Below are 15,961 nucleotides of genomic sequence, written 5' to 3' on the forward strand. Positions count from 1 at the left end.
CTTGATTCCTTCCCATTTGATAATTTATGTTGGTGTTGTTCTCAGGGCGGGGTGCAATTCCCCACCGGCGGTATCGGGATTTTTCCCGGAGCCCGCGAGCGCTTCCGGTCTCCAAAGCCGGAAGGTCAGCAGATCCGGTGAGAGGCCGGAGCCGACGGTATAGTCCGGATGGAAGAGGACAAGGCATAAGACGCCCGCGCGTGAGCGGGTTTCGCATTGCATTGTTCGCCCAAGGGATATTTGGCGCTTCTTGAAGCGCGAAAATGCCGCAAAACGGCATAACCCCTTGAAAGGCTTGAAATAGAATGACCATTGCTAAAATTGAAGACGCGATCGATGCCATTTCCCGTGGCGAGATGGTGATTGTGGTTGACGATGAAGACCGCGAAAACGAAGGCGATATCATCGCCGCTTCCGACAGCATCACTCCGCAGCAGATCGCTTTCATGATGAACCATGCGCGCGGGCTGGTCTGCGTCGCCATGCCGGGTGAGCGCCTCGACGCGCTCGACATTCCGCTGATGGTGTCGCGCAACACCGAATCCCTCAAGACGGCCTTCACCGTCTCGGTGGACTATATTCCGGGCACCACGACAGGCATTTCCGCCGCCGACCGGGCAGAGACAGTGCGTGCGCTGGTGTCGGAGGGTTCGCGCCCGGAAGACTTCGCCCGTCCCGGCCACATCTTCCCGCTGCGCGCCAATCCGCAAGGTGTTCTCGGCCGCACCGGCCACACGGAAGCCGCCGTAGACCTCTGCCGTCTTGCCGGGAAATTCCCGTCCGGCACCATCTGCGAAGTTGCCAATGACGACGGCACCATGGCCCGCCTGCCCCAGCTCGAAGTCTTCGCCGAACGCCACGGCCTGCTCGTCGTGACGATCAAGGATCTCGTTGCTTACCTCAAGGGCGAAGTTGTCGAGGACGTGGTGCAGAAGCAGGTTGCGTGAGCTGCTGCTTGTGGTGTGAATACAAAAACGCCCGGCGCAAGCCGGGCGTGAAATGCGTAACTGAAGCGCTGAAACCTCTCAGCTCCGTCATTCTCGGGCTTGACCCGAGGATCCACAACTCGGCCGCCCATGGATCCTCGGGTCAAGCCCGAGGATGACGTGGAGTGTGGTGAACCGCCGGTTGGCGCGGACGTTTATGTTCATCAGACCAGTAAGTCAGTACTTCCACGACGCCAAAACCCTACCAGCAGCAGAAACCGCCATCCACCAGCAGATCCACGCCCGTCACGAAGCTCGCCGCATCTGACAGCAGGAAGATCGCCGGACCGACCATCTCATCGACGCCCGCCATGCGCTGCATCGGCGTCTGTTCTTCGAACAGCTTGGTCTGATGCACCATCTCCGGCCGCGTATTCATCGGTGTTGCCGTGTAACCCGGCGAGATGGTGTTGACGCGAATGCCGCGCCCCACCCACTCCATCGCCATGGATTTCGACATGTGGATGACGCCGGCCTTCGAGGCGTTGTAATGGCACTGCATCAGCCCGCGATTGACGATGACGCCGGACATGGAGGCAATGTTGACGATTGCACCACGACCGTTCTTCAGCATGGCACTGGCTTCCGCCTGGCAGGAGAGGAAAACGCCCTTCAGGTTGATGTCCATCATCGTCTGGAACTGGCTTTCCTCCATCTCCTCGGCTGGATTGGCGTTGGCGATGCCGGCGGCATTGACGGCGAGTGAAAGCGCGCCAAGCTCGGCCTCAGTACGCGCAACCGCTTCAGTCAATGCCTGCTTGCTGGTGACGTCAGCCGCAATCTGGATCGACTTGCGCCCGGCCTTGGCGATAAAATCGGCCGTCTGCGCCAGACCGTCATCGGTGCGGCGATCAAGCAGCGCGACATTGGCGCCGGACTGGGCAAGCCCCATGGCGATCCGCTGGCCGATGCCGGAACCGGCGCCGGTGACGAGAGCCACCTGACCGGCAAGATCGAACAGTTTCGGCGCGTTGAGCGTGATGGTGGACATCGATATTTCCTTCTTCAGATGGTTGCCAGTTCCATGACCGAGACGTCGTTGGCCTCGTCGCGGTTGAGGATGCCGGCCTGTTTTCCCTGCGCAAGCACGAGGATGCGGTTCGAAACGCCCAGCACTTCTTCCAGATCGGAGCTGACGACGATGACGGCCACACCGTCTTTCGCCAGACCGACGATAATATCGTAGATGCCCGCACGCGCACCCACATCGATGCCACGCGTCGGCTCGTCCAGCACCACCACACGCGGATTGCGGGCCAGCCACTTGGCGATGACCACCTTCTGCTGGTTGCCGCCGGAAAGATCCGATGCCGGCTGTTCGCTGCGGCCCTTCACGCCGAATTTGGCAATAGCCTCTTTGGTAAAGGCGCGCTTGATGCGTGGCGTGATCCAGCCGGTGCCGACGCGGTCGAGATTGGCATAGATCAGGTTCTCACCGATCTCGTGCTCCACCACCAGCCCCTGCAATTTGCGGTCTTCCGGCACCATGACGATGCCCTTCTCTATAGCGTCCGCCGGGCTTTTCAGCGTCAGCGCCTTGCCATCCAGCAGCACCTCACCCGCACTCGTCGGGTCGGCACCGGAAATCGCCCGCACCAGCTCGGTGCGTCCCGCGCCGATAAGACCGGCGATACCAAGGATTTCACCGGCGCGAACGCCGAAGCTGATGTCGCGGAAGGCATTGGTCGCGCCGGTCAGCCCCTTGACCTCCAGCACCATCTTGTCCTGCGGTTCCGGCAGCGCCGGGAACAGGCGCTCCAGCGAGCGGCCGACCATGCTTTCGACGATGGTGCGCACCGGCGTCGCGCTGTCTGCAAATTCATGCACACGCTCGCCGTCGCGCAACACGACGATACGGTCGGTAATCTGTCTGATTTCTTCCATGCGGTGGGAAATATAGATGATGCCGACGCCCTCAGCGCGCAGCTTGCGCACCTGCTCGAACAGCGCCTGCGTTTCCGCGCCGCCAAGTGCCGCCGTCGGCTCATCGAGGATCAGAAGTTTCGCGTCCAGCGCCAGCGCCTTGGCGATTTCGATCAGCTGCTGGTTGGCGGTGGAAAGGCCGGCCACCTTGCGGGTGGCGGGAATGTGGAGATTGAGGCGCGCCAGCTGCTGCTGGGCTCTGCGCACCATCTCGGCGCGGTCGATAACGCCGTTCTTCATAAGCCAGCGGCCGATGAACACGTTCTCGGCAATGGAAAGCTCCGGCAGAAGCTTCAGCTCCTGATGGATGAGCACGATACCCTTATCGATCGCCTCGCGCGGCGATGCAGGCGCGTATGGCTGCCCAAGCCATGTCATCTTGCCCTCGGACGGCTCACGCGAACCGGCGATGATACCTGACAGCGTGGATTTGCCCGCGCCGTTTTCACCCAGCAACGCCACCACTTCGCCCGGATAGACATCGAGATCGACGGCTTTCAGAACCTCAAGCGGACCATAACGTTTGCTGATGCCACGGAGCGAAAGAACCGGCTCGCGCATGACGGGACCTCCCAGGACACATAAGCAGCGGCAATGCCCAAGCCTTGCGTCCGAAATAACCTAAAGACAAACCAGTGAATGCCCCGCGCATCCCATGGGTCGCGCGGGGCAGCAGGATCAGGGATGGTTGGCGATGAAGCCTTCGACATTTTCCTTTGTCGTCAGCGTCGCATCGGAGAGCTGCACGGCCGGAACCTTCTCGCCACCGACGATCTTGACGGCCATTTCGACAGCCATGCGGCCCATCTTCTGGGTCTGCTGCGTCGCGGTCACGTCGAACACGCCGTTCTTCAGCGCTTCAAGCGCTGCCGTATCACCATCAAAGCCGCCAACGACGATCTTCTGCGAAGGGTTGGCGACCTTGATCGCCTGCGCCGCGCCGAGCGCCAGACCGTCGGCCTGTGCAAAGACGATGGAAACATCCGGATTGGCCTGCAGCATGTTCTGCATGATCTGGAAGCCTTCATCCTGGCTCCACATGTTGGACCACTGTTCGGCGACGATCTTCACGCCGGAATTGGCGTTTACCGATTCCATGCAGCCCTTGGTGCGGTCCACTTCCGGTGTCGTGCCCTTCTGGCCATGGATGATGACCATCTTGCCCGAACCACCGGCCTGCTTGATGATGTAATCGCAAACCGCCTTGGCGGAGGCGACGGAATCGGTGGCAAGGAAGGTATCGCCCGGCGCGCCATCGGCATTGCGGTCGATGTTGATGACCGGAACGCCGGCGGCCTTTGCAAGCTTTACCGGAACGGTCGCGGCGGCGGCACCGGCCGGAATGTAGATCAGCGCATCGATGTTCTGGGTCAGCAGATCCTGGATCTGGTTCACCTGCGTCGGGCCATCGCCCTTGGCGTCAACGGTGACGACGGCAATGCCGCGCGTCTTGGCTTCGGCTTCAACGGCCTGCTTGATCTGGTTGAAGAAGTTCGCCTGCAGATTGGCGACGGCAAGGCCGATCTTCTTGACTTCGGCGGCATTGGCCTGGCCGAGCGACATGGCGAGAAGGGCGGCGGATGTCAGCAGAATGCGTGAAAATTTCATGATTATTCCTCCATTTGTTGATTGTTGACCTTCGGGCAGATCAAACCTCCTCCCCTCCGGCCGTTTTTCACGCCTCCCATGCCGGGAGGGTCGTTTATTGCGCGGACGGCTCTTCGCCATCCGCAGGCAAATTCAGCTTCTGCGGCGACGCAAGGTTTCAGCACCCACGGCCAGCACGATGACCACACCGATGATGACCTGCTGCAAAAAGGGAGAGACGTTGAGCAGATTGAGGCCATTGCGCAGCACGCCGATGATCAGCACGCCGATGAGGGTGCCGCCAATACCGCCCGCACCGCCCGAAAGTGAGGTTCCGCCGATGACGACAGCCGCAATCGTATCCAGCTCGTAACCAAAGCCGCTTGAGGGCTGCACCGAGTCGAGACGTGCCGCAAGAACGATGCCGGCCAGACCGGCCAGAACCGCACAGGCGACATAAACGCAGATCGTCACCAGCGGCACATTGATGCCGGCAAGACGCGCCACTTCCGGGTTGCCGCCAACAGCATAAACCGTGCGGCCTTCGGAGCGGAAACGCAGGAAAATCCAGGTAACAAGCACCACGACCAGCATCAGCAGCACGGTTGCGGTCAACACGCCGAAATGGCGCTCAATCGCCAGCATCATGAACCAGTCAGGAAAACCGACGATCTGCTGTCCATCGGTGATCATATTGGCGAGACCGCGGGCCACCGACATCATCGCCAGCGTGGCAATGAAAGCAGGCACCCGAAAGGCCGTCACCAGAATACCGACCACGAGGCCGCAGGCGGCAGAGGCGACAAGCGCCAGCACGATGGCCATGCCCATCGGCATGCCCGCGACATTGGCCGTCCAGCCCATGATCATCATCGACAGCGCCAGCACCGAGCCGACGGACAGATCGATGCCGCCAAGCAGGATCACGAAGGTCATGCCGACGGCCATGATGCCGAGCACGGTGATCTGGTCGAGAATGTTGAGCCCGTTTCGGAGCGACAGGAAGTTCTCGCTGGCGAAAGTCAAAAAGACACACAGCAGCAGCAGGCCCAAAAGCGGTCCGGTCGCACCACTCAGCCAGGCAAGCGGGCTCCTGGTGTGCGTGACCCCCTCATTGCGTTCAAGCGCGGACATGGCTCCTCCCGATGACTGTCTTGCATTTTTTAAACCGATTAGAATAATTATTCATCGTCGGCGAAACATGCATAAGCCAGTTGAGAGAAGCTTGTCAATAGGGCTTTAACGGCAATGCCGATACCGCCTGACGATAAACAATCCGCAATTCCATCTTGACAGAAACGCCATCTCTGCAATTATATAAATAGATGCATAAATATTCACACGCATGTTTTGAAGAGGATTCCATGCAGTCCCAGGAGCTAGAGCGCATTGCGCGCCAGATTCGCCTTCGCGACGTACAGGCTGTTTTTGAAGCGGGTGCGGGCCATGTCGGCGGCGAAATGTCGGCTATCGACATCATGACGGCCCTTTATTTCCGCGTCCTGCGCATCTGGCCGGATGATCCGAAGAACCCTGCCCGCGACCGCTTCGTGCTTTCCAAGGGCCATACGGCCTGCGCGCTGTATGTGACGCTTGCCAAGCGCGGTTTCATCCCGGAAGAGGAAATCTCGACCTTCCTGCAGCCGAATTCGCGCCTCAACGGCCATCCGAATTGTAACAAGGTGCCGGGTGTGGAAACCAATACCGGCCCGCTCGGCCACGGTCTGCCGGTTGCCGTCGGCATGGCCAAGGCGGCCAAGCTTTCCGGTGCGGACTACCATACCTATGTCATGACCGGCGACGGCGAGATGCAGGAAGGCTCCAACTGGGAAGCCATCATGTCCGCCGCGCAATTCGACCTCAACAATCTGACGCTGATCGTCGATCACAACCGCTTCCAGCAGGGTGCGGCGCTTTCGGAAACCAATGATGTCGCGCCGCTTCGCCCGAAGCTCGAGGCTTTCGGCTGGGAAGTCAGCGAAATCAACGGCAACGCCATGGCGGAAGTCGTGCCGGCGCTGGAGCATCGCGGCAACCGCCCGCATTGCATCGTCGCCCACACCAACAAGGGTCACGGCATTTCCTTCATGCAGGACCGCGTTGACTGGCACCATAAGGTTCCGAGCAGGGAACAATATGAAATCGCCGTCAAAGAACTTTCGGAGACATTGTAATGAACGCGCCCGTAACCGCCGCCAAGCTTTATGACTGCCGCGACGCCTTCGCCGAAACGCTGGAAGCGCTGGCCGCCGGCAATGACAGGGTCGTCGCCGTCTGCAACGATTCGGTCGGCTCCTCCAAGCTCGGCGGCTTCAAGTCGAAATTCCCGGAACGTCTCGTCAATGTCGGCATTGCCGAGCAGAACATGGTCGGCGTCGGCGCCGGTCTCGCCAATGGCGGCCAATTACCCTTCGTCTGCGGCGCATCCTGCTTCCTCACCGGCCGCGCGCTGGAGCAGATCAAGGCCGACCTTGCTTATTCCAACGCCAATGTGAAGCTGATCGGCATCTCCTCGGGCATGGCCTATGGCGAACTCGGCCCGACGCATCATTCCATCGAAGATTTCGCCTGGACCCGCGTTCTGCCGAACCTGCCGGTCATCGCCCCCTGCGACCGCATCGAAACGGCCGCCGCCGTCAAATGGGCGGCGGACTATGCCGGCCCCTGCTTCCTGCGCCTGTCACGCGTCGGCGTGCCTGATCTGCTCCCGGAAGGCCATGTCTTCGAACTTGGCCGCGCCAACCTGTTGCGTGAAGGTTCCGACCTGACGTTGATCGCCAATGGCACGCTGACCCACCGCATCGTCAAGGCCGCCGATATTCTGGCGAGCCGTGGCGTCAAGGCGCGTGTGCTGAACATGGCGACCGTACGTCCCATCGATGAGGCGGCGATCGTCGCCGCAGCGAAGGAAACCGGCGCGATCCTGACGGCTGAAGAACATTCGATCTTCGGCGGCCTTGGTTCGGCCATTGCCGAAGTCGTGGTCGAGCAAGCCCCCGTGCCGATGAAACGTCTCGGCGTTCCCGGCGTCTTCGCTCACACCGGTTCGGCCGAATGGCTGCTGGATGAATTCGGCATGGCGCCGGCCGCCATTGCGGATGCGGCCGAAGCGCTGATCAAGAGAAAATAAAGTCTCCTCCCAGAGTCGTCGCGTGTCTTCGGATGCGCGGCGACACCCTTTCTGCAATATCGTCGTTTAATCGCCGCAAGGCGGAAACGAAAAACTGCCGACGAAAGACTCCCATGATGCGCGCCATTCTATCCATCGATCAGGGCACCACCAATTCCAAGGCCATACTCGTCTCGGAAAGCGGAGAGCTGCTGGCGCGCGGCTCATCTCCCGTCGGCATCGCCTATCCGCAGCCCGGTTGGGTGGAACAGGATCCGAACCGCATCTGGGCCTCGGTCAGTGAAGCGATCTCCGCCTGCCTCGCCGCCGCGCCCTCTGACATCGATGTCGCGGCCATCGCCATTTCCAACCAGCGCGAATCCGTCACCATATGGGATGGCGAGACCGGCGAGCCGCTCGGCCCGGTGCTCAGCTGGCAATGCCGAAGAACGGCGCAAGACTGTGCTGAGCTGATCGAGAAAGGCCATTCCGAGCGCGTCATGGCGCTGACCGGCTTGCCGATCGACCCCATGTTTCCCGGCGCAAAAATGCGCTGGCTTCTGGAGCGCGCGCCGAAGGGGCGCAGGCTCCGCATCGGCACCATCGATAGCTGGCTCATCCATTGCTTCACGGGCGGTAAAGTCCATGCCTGCGACGCCTCCAACGCCGCCCGCAGCCAGGTGCTCGATCTCAACCGGCAGGTCTGGAGCGATGAGCTTTGCGAGCTCTTCGGCATCGATATCAACACCCTGCCCGATCTGCGCGACAGCAGCGGCGACTTCGGCACCACATCGGGCGTTCCCGGTATCAAGGACGGCACACCGATCCTCGCCGCCATCGGCGACAGCCACGCAGCCCTCTTCGGCCACGGCGCCTTCAACCCCGGCGACGGCAAGGTCACTTTCGGCACCGGCTCATCTGTGATGACCACCCTGCCGCATTTCATCGCGCCCGAACGCGGCATCACCACCACCGTTGCATGGCGGCTCGGCGGTAAACCGACCTTCGCCTTTGAAGGCAATGTTCTCGTTTCGGCAGCCTCCCTGCCCTGGATGACGGAGATTCTCGGCCTGCCGGATGTCGCCGCGCTGGTGGAACTCGCCGCCACTGCCGAGCCAAACGGTCCCGGTTTCGTGCCGGCCTTCGTTGGCCTTGGAGCACCCTATTGGGATACCAATGCGCGCGCCCTGTTCTCGCAGATCAATTTCAGCACCACGCGTGCCCAGATGGCCCGCGCCGTCACCGACTCGATTGCCTTTCAGGTCCATGACGTCTTCGCGGCCATGCGCGCGCAGTCGCCTTCGGGCTTTGGACGGCTGTTCGTGGATGGCGGGCCGAGCCAGAACCGTTTCCTGATGCAATGCGTTGCCGACATGCTGCAACACCCCGTCATCCAGCGTGACGCGCCGGAAGCCTCGGCACTGGGTGCCGCCTATCTCGCCGGCCTCGCCCTCGGTGTCTGGAGCGACCTCGATGCCATCGCGGCGTTGAACAGCAACGGCAACACCATCGCGCCGTCCGCGAGCGAAAACAGCCAGCGGCTCAGCGTCTGGCGCGATGCGATTGCCCGCTCGACCTTGCCTGTAACCTCGGGTAATGGTGAATAAAAATTCACCCTGGAGGGCTTATGGGCAGGCTAAACGAACTTCGAATGATATCCCGCGTGGCGCAGATGTATTTCAGCGAGCACAAAAGGCAGGCGGAAATTGCGCAGCATCTCAACCTGTCGCAGGCCACCGTCTCGCGCATGTTGAAGCGTGCCGAGGCGGAAGGCATCGTCCGCACCAGCATCATTCCGCCGCCCGGCACCTATAGCGATCTGGAAGCGCAGCTGCGCGAACGTTTCGACCTGCCGGAAGCCATCGTTGTCGATTGCAGCGAGGATCGCGACGGCGCAATCATGGCCCGCATTGGCGAGGCAGCGGCGCATTTTCTCGAGGTAACGCTGTCGCAGAATGAGATCATCGGCGTCTCCAGCTGGAGCCAGACAATCTTCAAGATGGTGGAGAACATCCACCCGCTTAAAGGTGCCAAGGCGCGCTACATCGTCCAGACGCTGGGCGGCATGGGCGATCCTTCCGTGCAGACGCATGCGACCCAGATCACCACCCGGCTGGCGCGGCTGACGGAGGCCGAACCGAAACTGCTGCCGGTGCCGGGCGTCGCCACCTCGCGCGAAGCCAAGCTCTTGATGCTCGCCGATCCCTTCGTGCGCGAAACCATCGATCTTTTCGGGTCGATCACGCTCGCCATCGTCGGCGTCGGCGCCGTCGAACCATCGGAGCTTCTCGCCCGTTCTGGCAACATCTTTTCCGCCAAGGAACTGGCCGATCTCGCCCAGGCGGGTGCGGTGGGCGACATCTCGCTGCGCTTCTTCGACAGGCAAGGCAAGCCGGTGAAGACGCCGCTCGACGACCGGGTCATCGGCCTGCCGCTGGAAAACCTCTCCAATGTCGACCGCGTCATTGCGCTGGCCGGAGGCTCGAAAAAGACCGAGGCGATTGCCGGCGCACTCAGAACCGGTGTGATCGACGTGCTCGTCACCGATAAATTCACCGCCGAACGACTGGTCGGCAAGGAAACATAGCCGAAATCCCATAAAGGAGGAGACATGAGGCGCTTTGAAGGTCAATCCGTATTCGTGACCGGAGGCAATAAGGGCATCGGATACGGCATCGCCCGCCGTTTTGCCGAGGAAGGCGCGAAAGTCGCCATCGCCTCTGTCGACAGGGACACGCATGACGCCGCCAAAAAACTGGCGGACGAAACCGGCGCCGTCACACACGGCGTCATCCTCGATGTGCGCGACGCGGCAGCCGTGCGCGAGGCCTATGGTGCTGCCGAAGAAGCGATCGGCGCGCTTTCCATCTCCGTCCAGAATGCCGGCGTCATCACCATTTCCAAGATCGAGGAACTGACGCAGGAACAGTGGGATTTCAATCTCGACGTCAACACCAAGGGCGCGTTCCTCTGCTGCCAGGAGGCGATCCGCCGCTTCCGCGAAAGCGGCATCAAAGGTCGTCTCGTCAACACCGCTTCCGGCCAGGCGCGTCAGGGCTTCATCTATACCCCGCATTATGCCGCCTCGAAATTCGGCGTTATCGGCCTGACGCAAAGCCTTGCCAAGGAACTGGCGCCTGAGGGCATCACCGTCAACGCCATTTGCCCGGGCATCATCCACACCGAAATGTGGGACTATAACGACCGCGTCTGGGGCCAGATGTTGGGCGATTACAAGCCGGGCGAACTAATGGCCGAATGGGTACGCAACATCCCCATGCGCCGCGCCGGAACGCCTGCCGAAGTGGCCGCACTGGTGGCGTTTCTGGCGTCCGAAGATGCGGCATACATCACCGGCCAGACGATCAATGTCGATGGTGGGTTGATCATGTCTTGAGGCTTGTTTGGGAACTGGGCAGCACGCCCCGATCTCCCTCATCCCTGTGCCTGTCACAGGGATCCAGCCAGCCCAAGTCCTTGGGCTGAAAAGAGCCTCCCCGCCGCGCAGACGCGCGTCGGCTGGATTCCTGTGACAGGCACAGGAACGAGGGGAATGCGGATGCCGTCAGTTACGCAGCCGATACCCGGTCTTGAACATCCAGGCGACAACGCCAAGGCAGAGCCCCAGAAACAACGTGATCATCGCAAGGCTGATGACGGGATTGACGTCGGCGATCTCGTAAAAGCTCCAGCGGAAACCGCTGATGAGATAAAGCACCGGATTGAAGTGGCTGACCGTCTGCCAGAAGGGCGGCAGCATGTCGATGGAATAGAAGCTGCCACCGAGGAAGGTCAATGGCGGCACCACCAGCATGGGAATGAGATTCAGCTGCTCGAAATTCGTCGCCCATATGCCGATGATGAAACCGAACAGGCTGAAACTGACAGCCGTCAGCACGAAGAACAGCACCATCATGAACGGGTGGGCAATGTGGATATCCACGAAGAACGTGGCCGTGATCAGAATGATCGTGCCGATCATCAGCCCCTTGGTCGCCGCCGCCCCGACATAACCGGCGACGATTTCCGTCATCGAGACGGGCGCGGACAATATCTCATAGACCGTGCCAGTAAATTTCGGGAAATAGATGCCGAAGGAGCCGTTGCTGATACATTGAGTCAGAAGCGTCAGCATGATCAGGCCGGGCGTTATGAAAGCGCCATAGGAAACGCCGCCAACTTCCTGAATCCGCGAGCCGATCGCGGTTCCAAACACGATGAAATAGAGCGAGGTGGAAATGACCGGAGACACCACGCTCTGCAACAGGGTGCGCCGCGTGCGCGCCATTTCGAAAAGATAGATGGCCTTGATGGCTTCGAAATTCATTTCTGGTCTCCCACCAGCGAAACGAAAATATCCTCCAGCGAACTCTGTCGCGTGGAAATATCCTTGAAGTGGATGTTGGCGGCGGAAAGGGCACCCAGAAGATCGGCCATGCGCCCCTGCTCGCCATTATCCTCGATTTCATAGGTGATGGTGCAGCGATCGTCTGAAAGCGTAAGCCCGAAGGGCGCAAGGCTTTCCGGCAACTGCTCCACCGGCTGCGCGAGTTCAAGGAAAAGCTGCTTGCGGCCGAGTTTCTTCATCAGCGCCGTCTTTTCCTCGACCAGCAGCAACTCGCCACCATTGATGACGCCCACGCGGTCGGCGATCTCTTCCGCCTCTTCGATGTAGTGCGTCGTGAGGATGATGGTGACGCCCTTGGCGCGCAGCTCGGAGACGACATTCCACATGTCACGGCGCAGGGTCACATCCACACCGGCGGTCGGCTCGTCGAGGAACAGCACCTTTGGCTCATGCGCCAGCGCCTTGGCAATCAGCACACGCCGTTTCATGCCGCCGGAAAGCTCCCGCAGCATGTTGTCCTTCTTGCTCCACAGCGACAGGGATTTGAGGATGCGCTCGATCAGTTCCGGGTTCTTCTTCTGCCCGTGCAGGCCGCGCGAAAAGCTGACGGTGTTCCACACAGTTTCGAACTGGTCGGTCGTCAACTCCTGCGGCACGAGACCGATCAGGGCGCGGGTCTGGCGAAAATCCTTCACCACATCATGCCCGCCGACAAAAACGGAACCTTCACCCGGATTGACGAGACCACAAACGATGGAGATCAGCGTCGTCTTGCCTGCACCGTTCGGACCCAGAAGAGCGAGGATTTCTCCCTCTCTGATATCAAGGCTGACGCCTTTGAGCGCCTGGAAGCCATTTGCGTAGGATTTGGTCAGATTCCGTATCGAAACAATGGCATTCATCGCGAATCTTTCGAAAAACCGAGTAAGATGCACGCCATATAGGCCGTAGAATGCGCAAATGCCAGCCCGGAGGCCTGAACACTGCGTTCGGCAATCGAGGAAAATCAGCCGTAAACGCTGTAGAAAAACTGTGCCGCGACGAAGACCAGAAACACCCCGAAGGCCCGCTCCAGCTGCGTTTTGCTGAGCGCATGCGCCAGCCGGGCGCCATAGGGCGCGACCACGAGCGTAATGGGGATCAAGAGCACCACGGCGATCCAATTGATGAAGCCGGTTGAAAATGGCGGCAGGCCCGCATCACCCCAGCCGGCCCAGATGTAACCCAGCAGCCCCGGCAGCGAAATCAGCACACCGACGCCGGAGGACGTGGCAACCGCCTGATGGATGGTGCGCCCGTAAAGCGTCATGAAAGTATTGTTCATCACCCCGCCGCCCACGCCCATCAGGCCGGAGAGAAGGCCGATGCCGGTGCCCACCAGAAACCGGACCGGATTTTGCGGCAGGTCGGAACCGAGATGCCAGCTCGCCCGGTTGAAGACCATCCGAAAGGCGAGCGCCAGTGCGATGAAGGCGAAGATCAGTCGCAGCGCGACGCTGGAGGCATGGGCGGCCACGACGGATGCGAGGATGGTGCCAAGCGGTACGGCGACGATCCAGCCCTTCAGAAGGTCGATATCAACCGCGCCCTTCTGGCGATGGGTTAGAAACGAGCGGATGGAGGTCGGCACGATGATGGCAAGCGAGGTGCCGAGTGAAAGATGCATGCGGACCGCTTCCGGCACATCCAGAAGCCCGAAGACATGGTAGAAAACCGGCACCAGAACCGCGCCGCCACCAATGCCGAACAGCCCTGCAAGAAGGCCGGCGATGACGCCGGCCGCCGCAAGCGCCGCAGCGAAGACCATTACCTCTGAAACAGGGGGCATGAAGGTGGGCTCCTGGCGGCCGTTGTCACAAACATGTGACCCTCATAGCGTATCAGAGACGGGCGGCAAGCCATGTTGGCCGCAGGTCAGTACGGCACGATGTCTTTTGCCGCATATCCGCGCCGGATGGACCACTTCTTGGGACCATGTCCCATTGCATGCCCTTGCAAAGACGCCGATATCCCCCCGATAAGGCAGTCTTCTTCACCGGCCTTCGGGCCGGTCTTTTTTTGTGCATATGACAGGGGCATATGTGTTGGGAGATGGATGCCAACGCCGTCCCTCCGTCATTGCGGCTCATCCTCGGGCTTCGGCGACGGGAATGACGGAAAATACACGGCGTCGCAACAAACGCCGATTTGCCCAGCGAATATCGTCCCGCACCACAAGGCAGGTCTCACCGAACGTCCTAGATGTTAGATTTCAGGGGGTGTCCATTGGAAACTGGTCGAGGGTGCGTGGGGCCTACCCCCCTCTGCCCTGCCGGGCATCTCCCCCTCAAGGGGGGAGATCGATCTGTGGCAAGGTCTCGCTCATCTCGAAGCTTGAGAATGAAGTGGAGGTAGCACCTCCTGCCGATCTCCCCCCTTGAGGGGGAGATGCCCGGCAGGGCAGAGGGGGGTAAGCCCCACACACCTCCAGTCCGCTGCCAATAGACAACCCACTGAAAACTCACACCTGAAGCATCGGAACGAAAACTGCATTGCGGTTTTCGGAAAACCCGATGCTCAAACAAAAACTGAGAGCGGCGGGACCGATTTCGATTTATCTCTCGCTGCTCTAATCGCAATGCCTGTAACCCGACTTGCGGGTGCGCAGGTCGAAGTGAAAATGGTTCCAGTGGTTGGGATCGCTGCCCGGCCCGAGAACGGTCGAGAAATATTTGCAGCTGTCGGACCTCACCGCCTTCAGCAGCGCCTTTTCGCGGAAGGCGAAGAAGTTCTTGCTGCGGACGTCGATTTCCTTGCCGTTCTTGAGCGTGATGGTGCCGATATCGATGGCGTTGCCGCGCGCATGTTCCGACCACGGGTTGCTGGAGCGCGAATTCATCTTGCGGCAGGAATAGCCACCCATCGGCGTGATACGGCCGACGCCGGAGAGATAACGGAAGCGCGAGGATGGCACGAGTTCGAACTTGACCCATTTGGCAAAGGCAAGCGTGACCTGGCAATTAAGCTTCACCGCCGGGCGGATGGCGACGCCGCTGGCGAGACCGCTGAGTTCGATCGGATAATCGATGCCGCAGGTCGGACCATCGGCGATACGCGCAACATCGCGGAAAGCGACGCCAAGACGACGCAGCTCGGAGCGACAGGCAACTTCGGAGGAAGGCATGACGCCGGGCGGCATCGACGACCGGTTGCTTTGCCCACCGCGCGCCATCGGATCATTTGGCATCAACATCGCAACCTCCTCCACCGGCTGGCGGCGGGAAGATGAGCCAACGGGTGGCGGCGGTATCAACCGCGATTGACCGGCGCTCTGCTGCCGGCGAGGAGGAGAAACGGCCATCGGATTGTCGGTGCCGATACCATCCACCACCGGCTGCTCCGAAACACCTTCGGCAATATCGGCATCCTGCTCTTCCGCAAGTCCACGAACCGGTTCCACGCCCAGCATGGAATCCATGTTCACCCCTCCCTCACCTTCGGCAATCTGGCTGCCGGCCATCGGTTGCGGAGACATGGTCTGACCTTGCGTCGCCTGGTTTGGCATCGCCTGATTTGACATCGTCTGCGTCGGGGCGCTGTGGCCGCTCGCGGCCATGCGCGCCTGATGCTGGGTGTCGAGTGTGGAATAGCCCTGTCCGCCCTGTGGCGATTGCAGCAGGGGGTCCTGCGAAGCGTAAGGCTCCGGCATCGGCTGCGACACGGCTGTGGGATAATCGGAGGCCTGCCCGGCCCGCTCGGCCTGATAGACCGCGCCTGACGGTGCGCTGTAGCCCTGCTGCCGCGACGACCTTATGGCGCTGACACGCGTGGTGCCATCCACCTCCGCCGGTGGCACGAGGCCTTCCGCCGAACACGACACCATGACCGTGGAAATCATCAGCAACGTCACAAGACGACGCGGAAGGGAAACATACGCCATACGAGAACCTGTACCTTCAGCGGCCGCAAACGCGGCAATACAGGTCAAATTTTAAAGAAATGAGGTAAACGAAACCTTATTGGTTGCGG

At 60.6% G+C, this 15,961-nt stretch carries 14 protein-coding genes and 1 riboswitch; of the genes, 6 read left to right on the top strand and 8 right to left on the bottom strand.

The annotated features are described in order from the left end of the window. Positions 1-33: 33 nt before the first annotated feature. Positions 34-184, top strand: a riboswitch (FMN riboswitch). 121 nt (positions 185-305) lie between these two features. Further along, the gene (ribB, locus tag EXN68_RS06675; RefSeq protein ID WP_080816685.1) at positions 306-947 is read left to right on the top strand and encodes a 3,4-dihydroxy-2-butanone-4-phosphate synthase; all 642 of its coding nucleotides are present in this window, start codon (positions 306-308) and stop codon (positions 945-947) included. 241 nt (positions 948-1,188) lie between these two features. Here the strand turns inward: ribB and EXN68_RS06680 are convergent, their stop codons facing one another. The 4 genes from EXN68_RS06680 to EXN68_RS06695 form a co-directional block, all read right to left on the bottom strand. Next, positions 1,189-1,977: an SDR family oxidoreductase gene (locus tag EXN68_RS06680; protein WP_142840153.1), complete on the bottom strand. Its 789-nt coding sequence runs from the start codon at positions 1,975-1,977 to the stop codon at positions 1,189-1,191. Positions 1,978-1,991: 14 nt separating this feature from the next. After that, on the bottom strand, positions 1,992-3,470 hold the full coding sequence (locus EXN68_RS06685; protein WP_142840154.1) for a sugar ABC transporter ATP-binding protein: 1,479 nt from the start codon (positions 3,468-3,470) through the stop codon (positions 1,992-1,994). Positions 3,471-3,587: 117 nt separating this feature from the next. Beyond that, positions 3,588-4,517 (bottom strand): sugar ABC transporter substrate-binding protein, encoded by a 930-nt coding sequence (locus tag EXN68_RS06690; protein WP_065115989.1) that lies wholly within the window; start codon positions 4,515-4,517, stop codon positions 3,588-3,590. 132 nt (positions 4,518-4,649) lie between these two features. Further along, positions 4,650-5,630, bottom strand: coding sequence for an ABC transporter permease (locus EXN68_RS06695; protein ID WP_127758017.1), 981 nt, complete (start codon positions 5,628-5,630; stop codon positions 4,650-4,652). A 230-nt stretch (positions 5,631-5,860) separates the two neighbouring features. Between EXN68_RS06695 and EXN68_RS06700 the strand changes: the two genes are divergently transcribed. The 5 genes from EXN68_RS06700 (at position 5,861) to EXN68_RS06720 (ending at position 11,002) form a co-directional block, all read left to right on the top strand. Beyond that, positions 5,861-6,670 (top strand): transketolase, encoded by an 810-nt coding sequence (locus EXN68_RS06700; protein ID WP_003520402.1) that lies wholly within the window; start codon positions 5,861-5,863, stop codon positions 6,668-6,670. Next, the gene (locus EXN68_RS06705; protein WP_127758018.1) at positions 6,670-7,626 is read left to right on the top strand and encodes a transketolase family protein; all 957 of its coding nucleotides are present in this window, start codon (positions 6,670-6,672) and stop codon (positions 7,624-7,626) included. Before EXN68_RS06700 ends, EXN68_RS06705 begins: the two co-directional genes overlap by 1 nt. A gap of 116 nt (positions 7,627-7,742) precedes the next feature. Next, positions 7,743-9,212, top strand: coding sequence for an FGGY family carbohydrate kinase (locus EXN68_RS06710; protein WP_142840670.1), 1,470 nt, complete (start codon positions 7,743-7,745; stop codon positions 9,210-9,212). 20 nt (positions 9,213-9,232) lie between these two features. Continuing rightward, positions 9,233-10,192 carry a sugar-binding transcriptional regulator gene (locus EXN68_RS06715; RefSeq protein ID WP_003520399.1) on the top strand — a complete coding sequence of 320 codons (960 nt, stop codon included), beginning with the start codon at positions 9,233-9,235 and terminating at the stop codon, positions 10,190-10,192. Between the two features lie 24 nt (positions 10,193-10,216). Beyond that, positions 10,217-11,002 (top strand): SDR family oxidoreductase, encoded by a 786-nt coding sequence (locus EXN68_RS06720; protein WP_142840155.1) that lies wholly within the window; start codon positions 10,217-10,219, stop codon positions 11,000-11,002. Between the two features lie 168 nt (positions 11,003-11,170). Here the strand turns inward: EXN68_RS06720 and EXN68_RS06730 are convergent, their stop codons facing one another. The 4 genes from EXN68_RS06730 to EXN68_RS06750 form a co-directional block, all read right to left on the bottom strand. Next, positions 11,171-11,932, bottom strand: a complete 762-nt coding sequence (locus tag EXN68_RS06730) for an ABC transporter permease (RefSeq protein ID WP_142840156.1) — start codon at positions 11,930-11,932, stop codon at positions 11,171-11,173. Next, entirely contained in the window at positions 11,929-12,855 is a 927-nt protein-coding gene (locus EXN68_RS06735; protein ID WP_142840157.1) for an ABC transporter ATP-binding protein, read from the bottom strand. The genes EXN68_RS06730 and EXN68_RS06735 overlap by 4 nt, the downstream gene beginning before the upstream one ends. Positions 12,856-12,959: 104 nt before the next feature. Continuing rightward, positions 12,960-13,781, bottom strand: a complete 822-nt coding sequence (locus EXN68_RS06740; protein ID WP_142840158.1) for a sulfite exporter TauE/SafE family protein — start codon at positions 13,779-13,781, stop codon at positions 12,960-12,962. A gap of 780 nt (positions 13,782-14,561) precedes the next feature. Further along, the gene (locus EXN68_RS06750; protein ID WP_142840159.1) at positions 14,562-15,872 is read right to left on the bottom strand and encodes an extensin-like domain-containing protein; all 1,311 of its coding nucleotides are present in this window, start codon (positions 15,870-15,872) and stop codon (positions 14,562-14,564) included. Positions 15,873-15,961 lie beyond the last annotated feature (89 nt).

It is taken from the genome of Martinezella rhizogenes (assembly GCF_007002745.1).
Lineage (GTDB): Bacteria > Pseudomonadota > Alphaproteobacteria > Rhizobiales > Rhizobiaceae > Agrobacterium > Agrobacterium cucumeris.

Coding starts and splice junctions, on each gene's coding strand:
- ribB (WP_080816685.1), top strand. CDS start 306: ATGACCATTGCTAAAATTGAAGACGCGATCGATGCCATTTCCCGTGGC.
- EXN68_RS06680 (WP_142840153.1), bottom strand. CDS start 1,977: ATGTCCACCATCACGCTCAACGCGCCGAAACTGTTCGATCTTGCCGGT.
- EXN68_RS06685 (WP_142840154.1), bottom strand. CDS start 3,470: ATGCGCGAGCCGGTTCTTTCGCTCCGTGGCATCAGCAAACGTTATGGT.
- EXN68_RS06690 (WP_065115989.1), bottom strand. CDS start 4,517: ATGAAATTTTCACGCATTCTGCTGACATCCGCCGCCCTTCTCGCCATG.
- EXN68_RS06695 (WP_127758017.1), bottom strand. CDS start 5,630: ATGTCCGCGCTTGAACGCAATGAGGGGGTCACGCACACCAGGAGCCCG.
- EXN68_RS06700 (WP_003520402.1), top strand. CDS start 5,861: ATGCAGTCCCAGGAGCTAGAGCGCATTGCGCGCCAGATTCGCCTTCGC.
- EXN68_RS06705 (WP_127758018.1), top strand. CDS start 6,670: ATGAACGCGCCCGTAACCGCCGCCAAGCTTTATGACTGCCGCGACGCC.
- EXN68_RS06710 (WP_142840670.1), top strand. CDS start 7,743: ATGCGCGCCATTCTATCCATCGATCAGGGCACCACCAATTCCAAGGCC.
- EXN68_RS06715 (WP_003520399.1), top strand. CDS start 9,233: ATGGGCAGGCTAAACGAACTTCGAATGATATCCCGCGTGGCGCAGATG.
- EXN68_RS06720 (WP_142840155.1), top strand. CDS start 10,217: ATGAGGCGCTTTGAAGGTCAATCCGTATTCGTGACCGGAGGCAATAAG.
- EXN68_RS06730 (WP_142840156.1), bottom strand. CDS start 11,932: ATGAATTTCGAAGCCATCAAGGCCATCTATCTTTTCGAAATGGCGCGC.
- EXN68_RS06735 (WP_142840157.1), bottom strand. CDS start 12,855: ATGAATGCCATTGTTTCGATACGGAATCTGACCAAATCCTACGCAAAT.
- EXN68_RS06740 (WP_142840158.1), bottom strand. CDS start 13,781: ATGCCCCCTGTTTCAGAGGTAATGGTCTTCGCTGCGGCGCTTGCGGCG.
- EXN68_RS06750 (WP_142840159.1), bottom strand. CDS start 15,872: ATGGCGTATGTTTCCCTTCCGCGTCGTCTTGTGACGTTGCTGATGATT.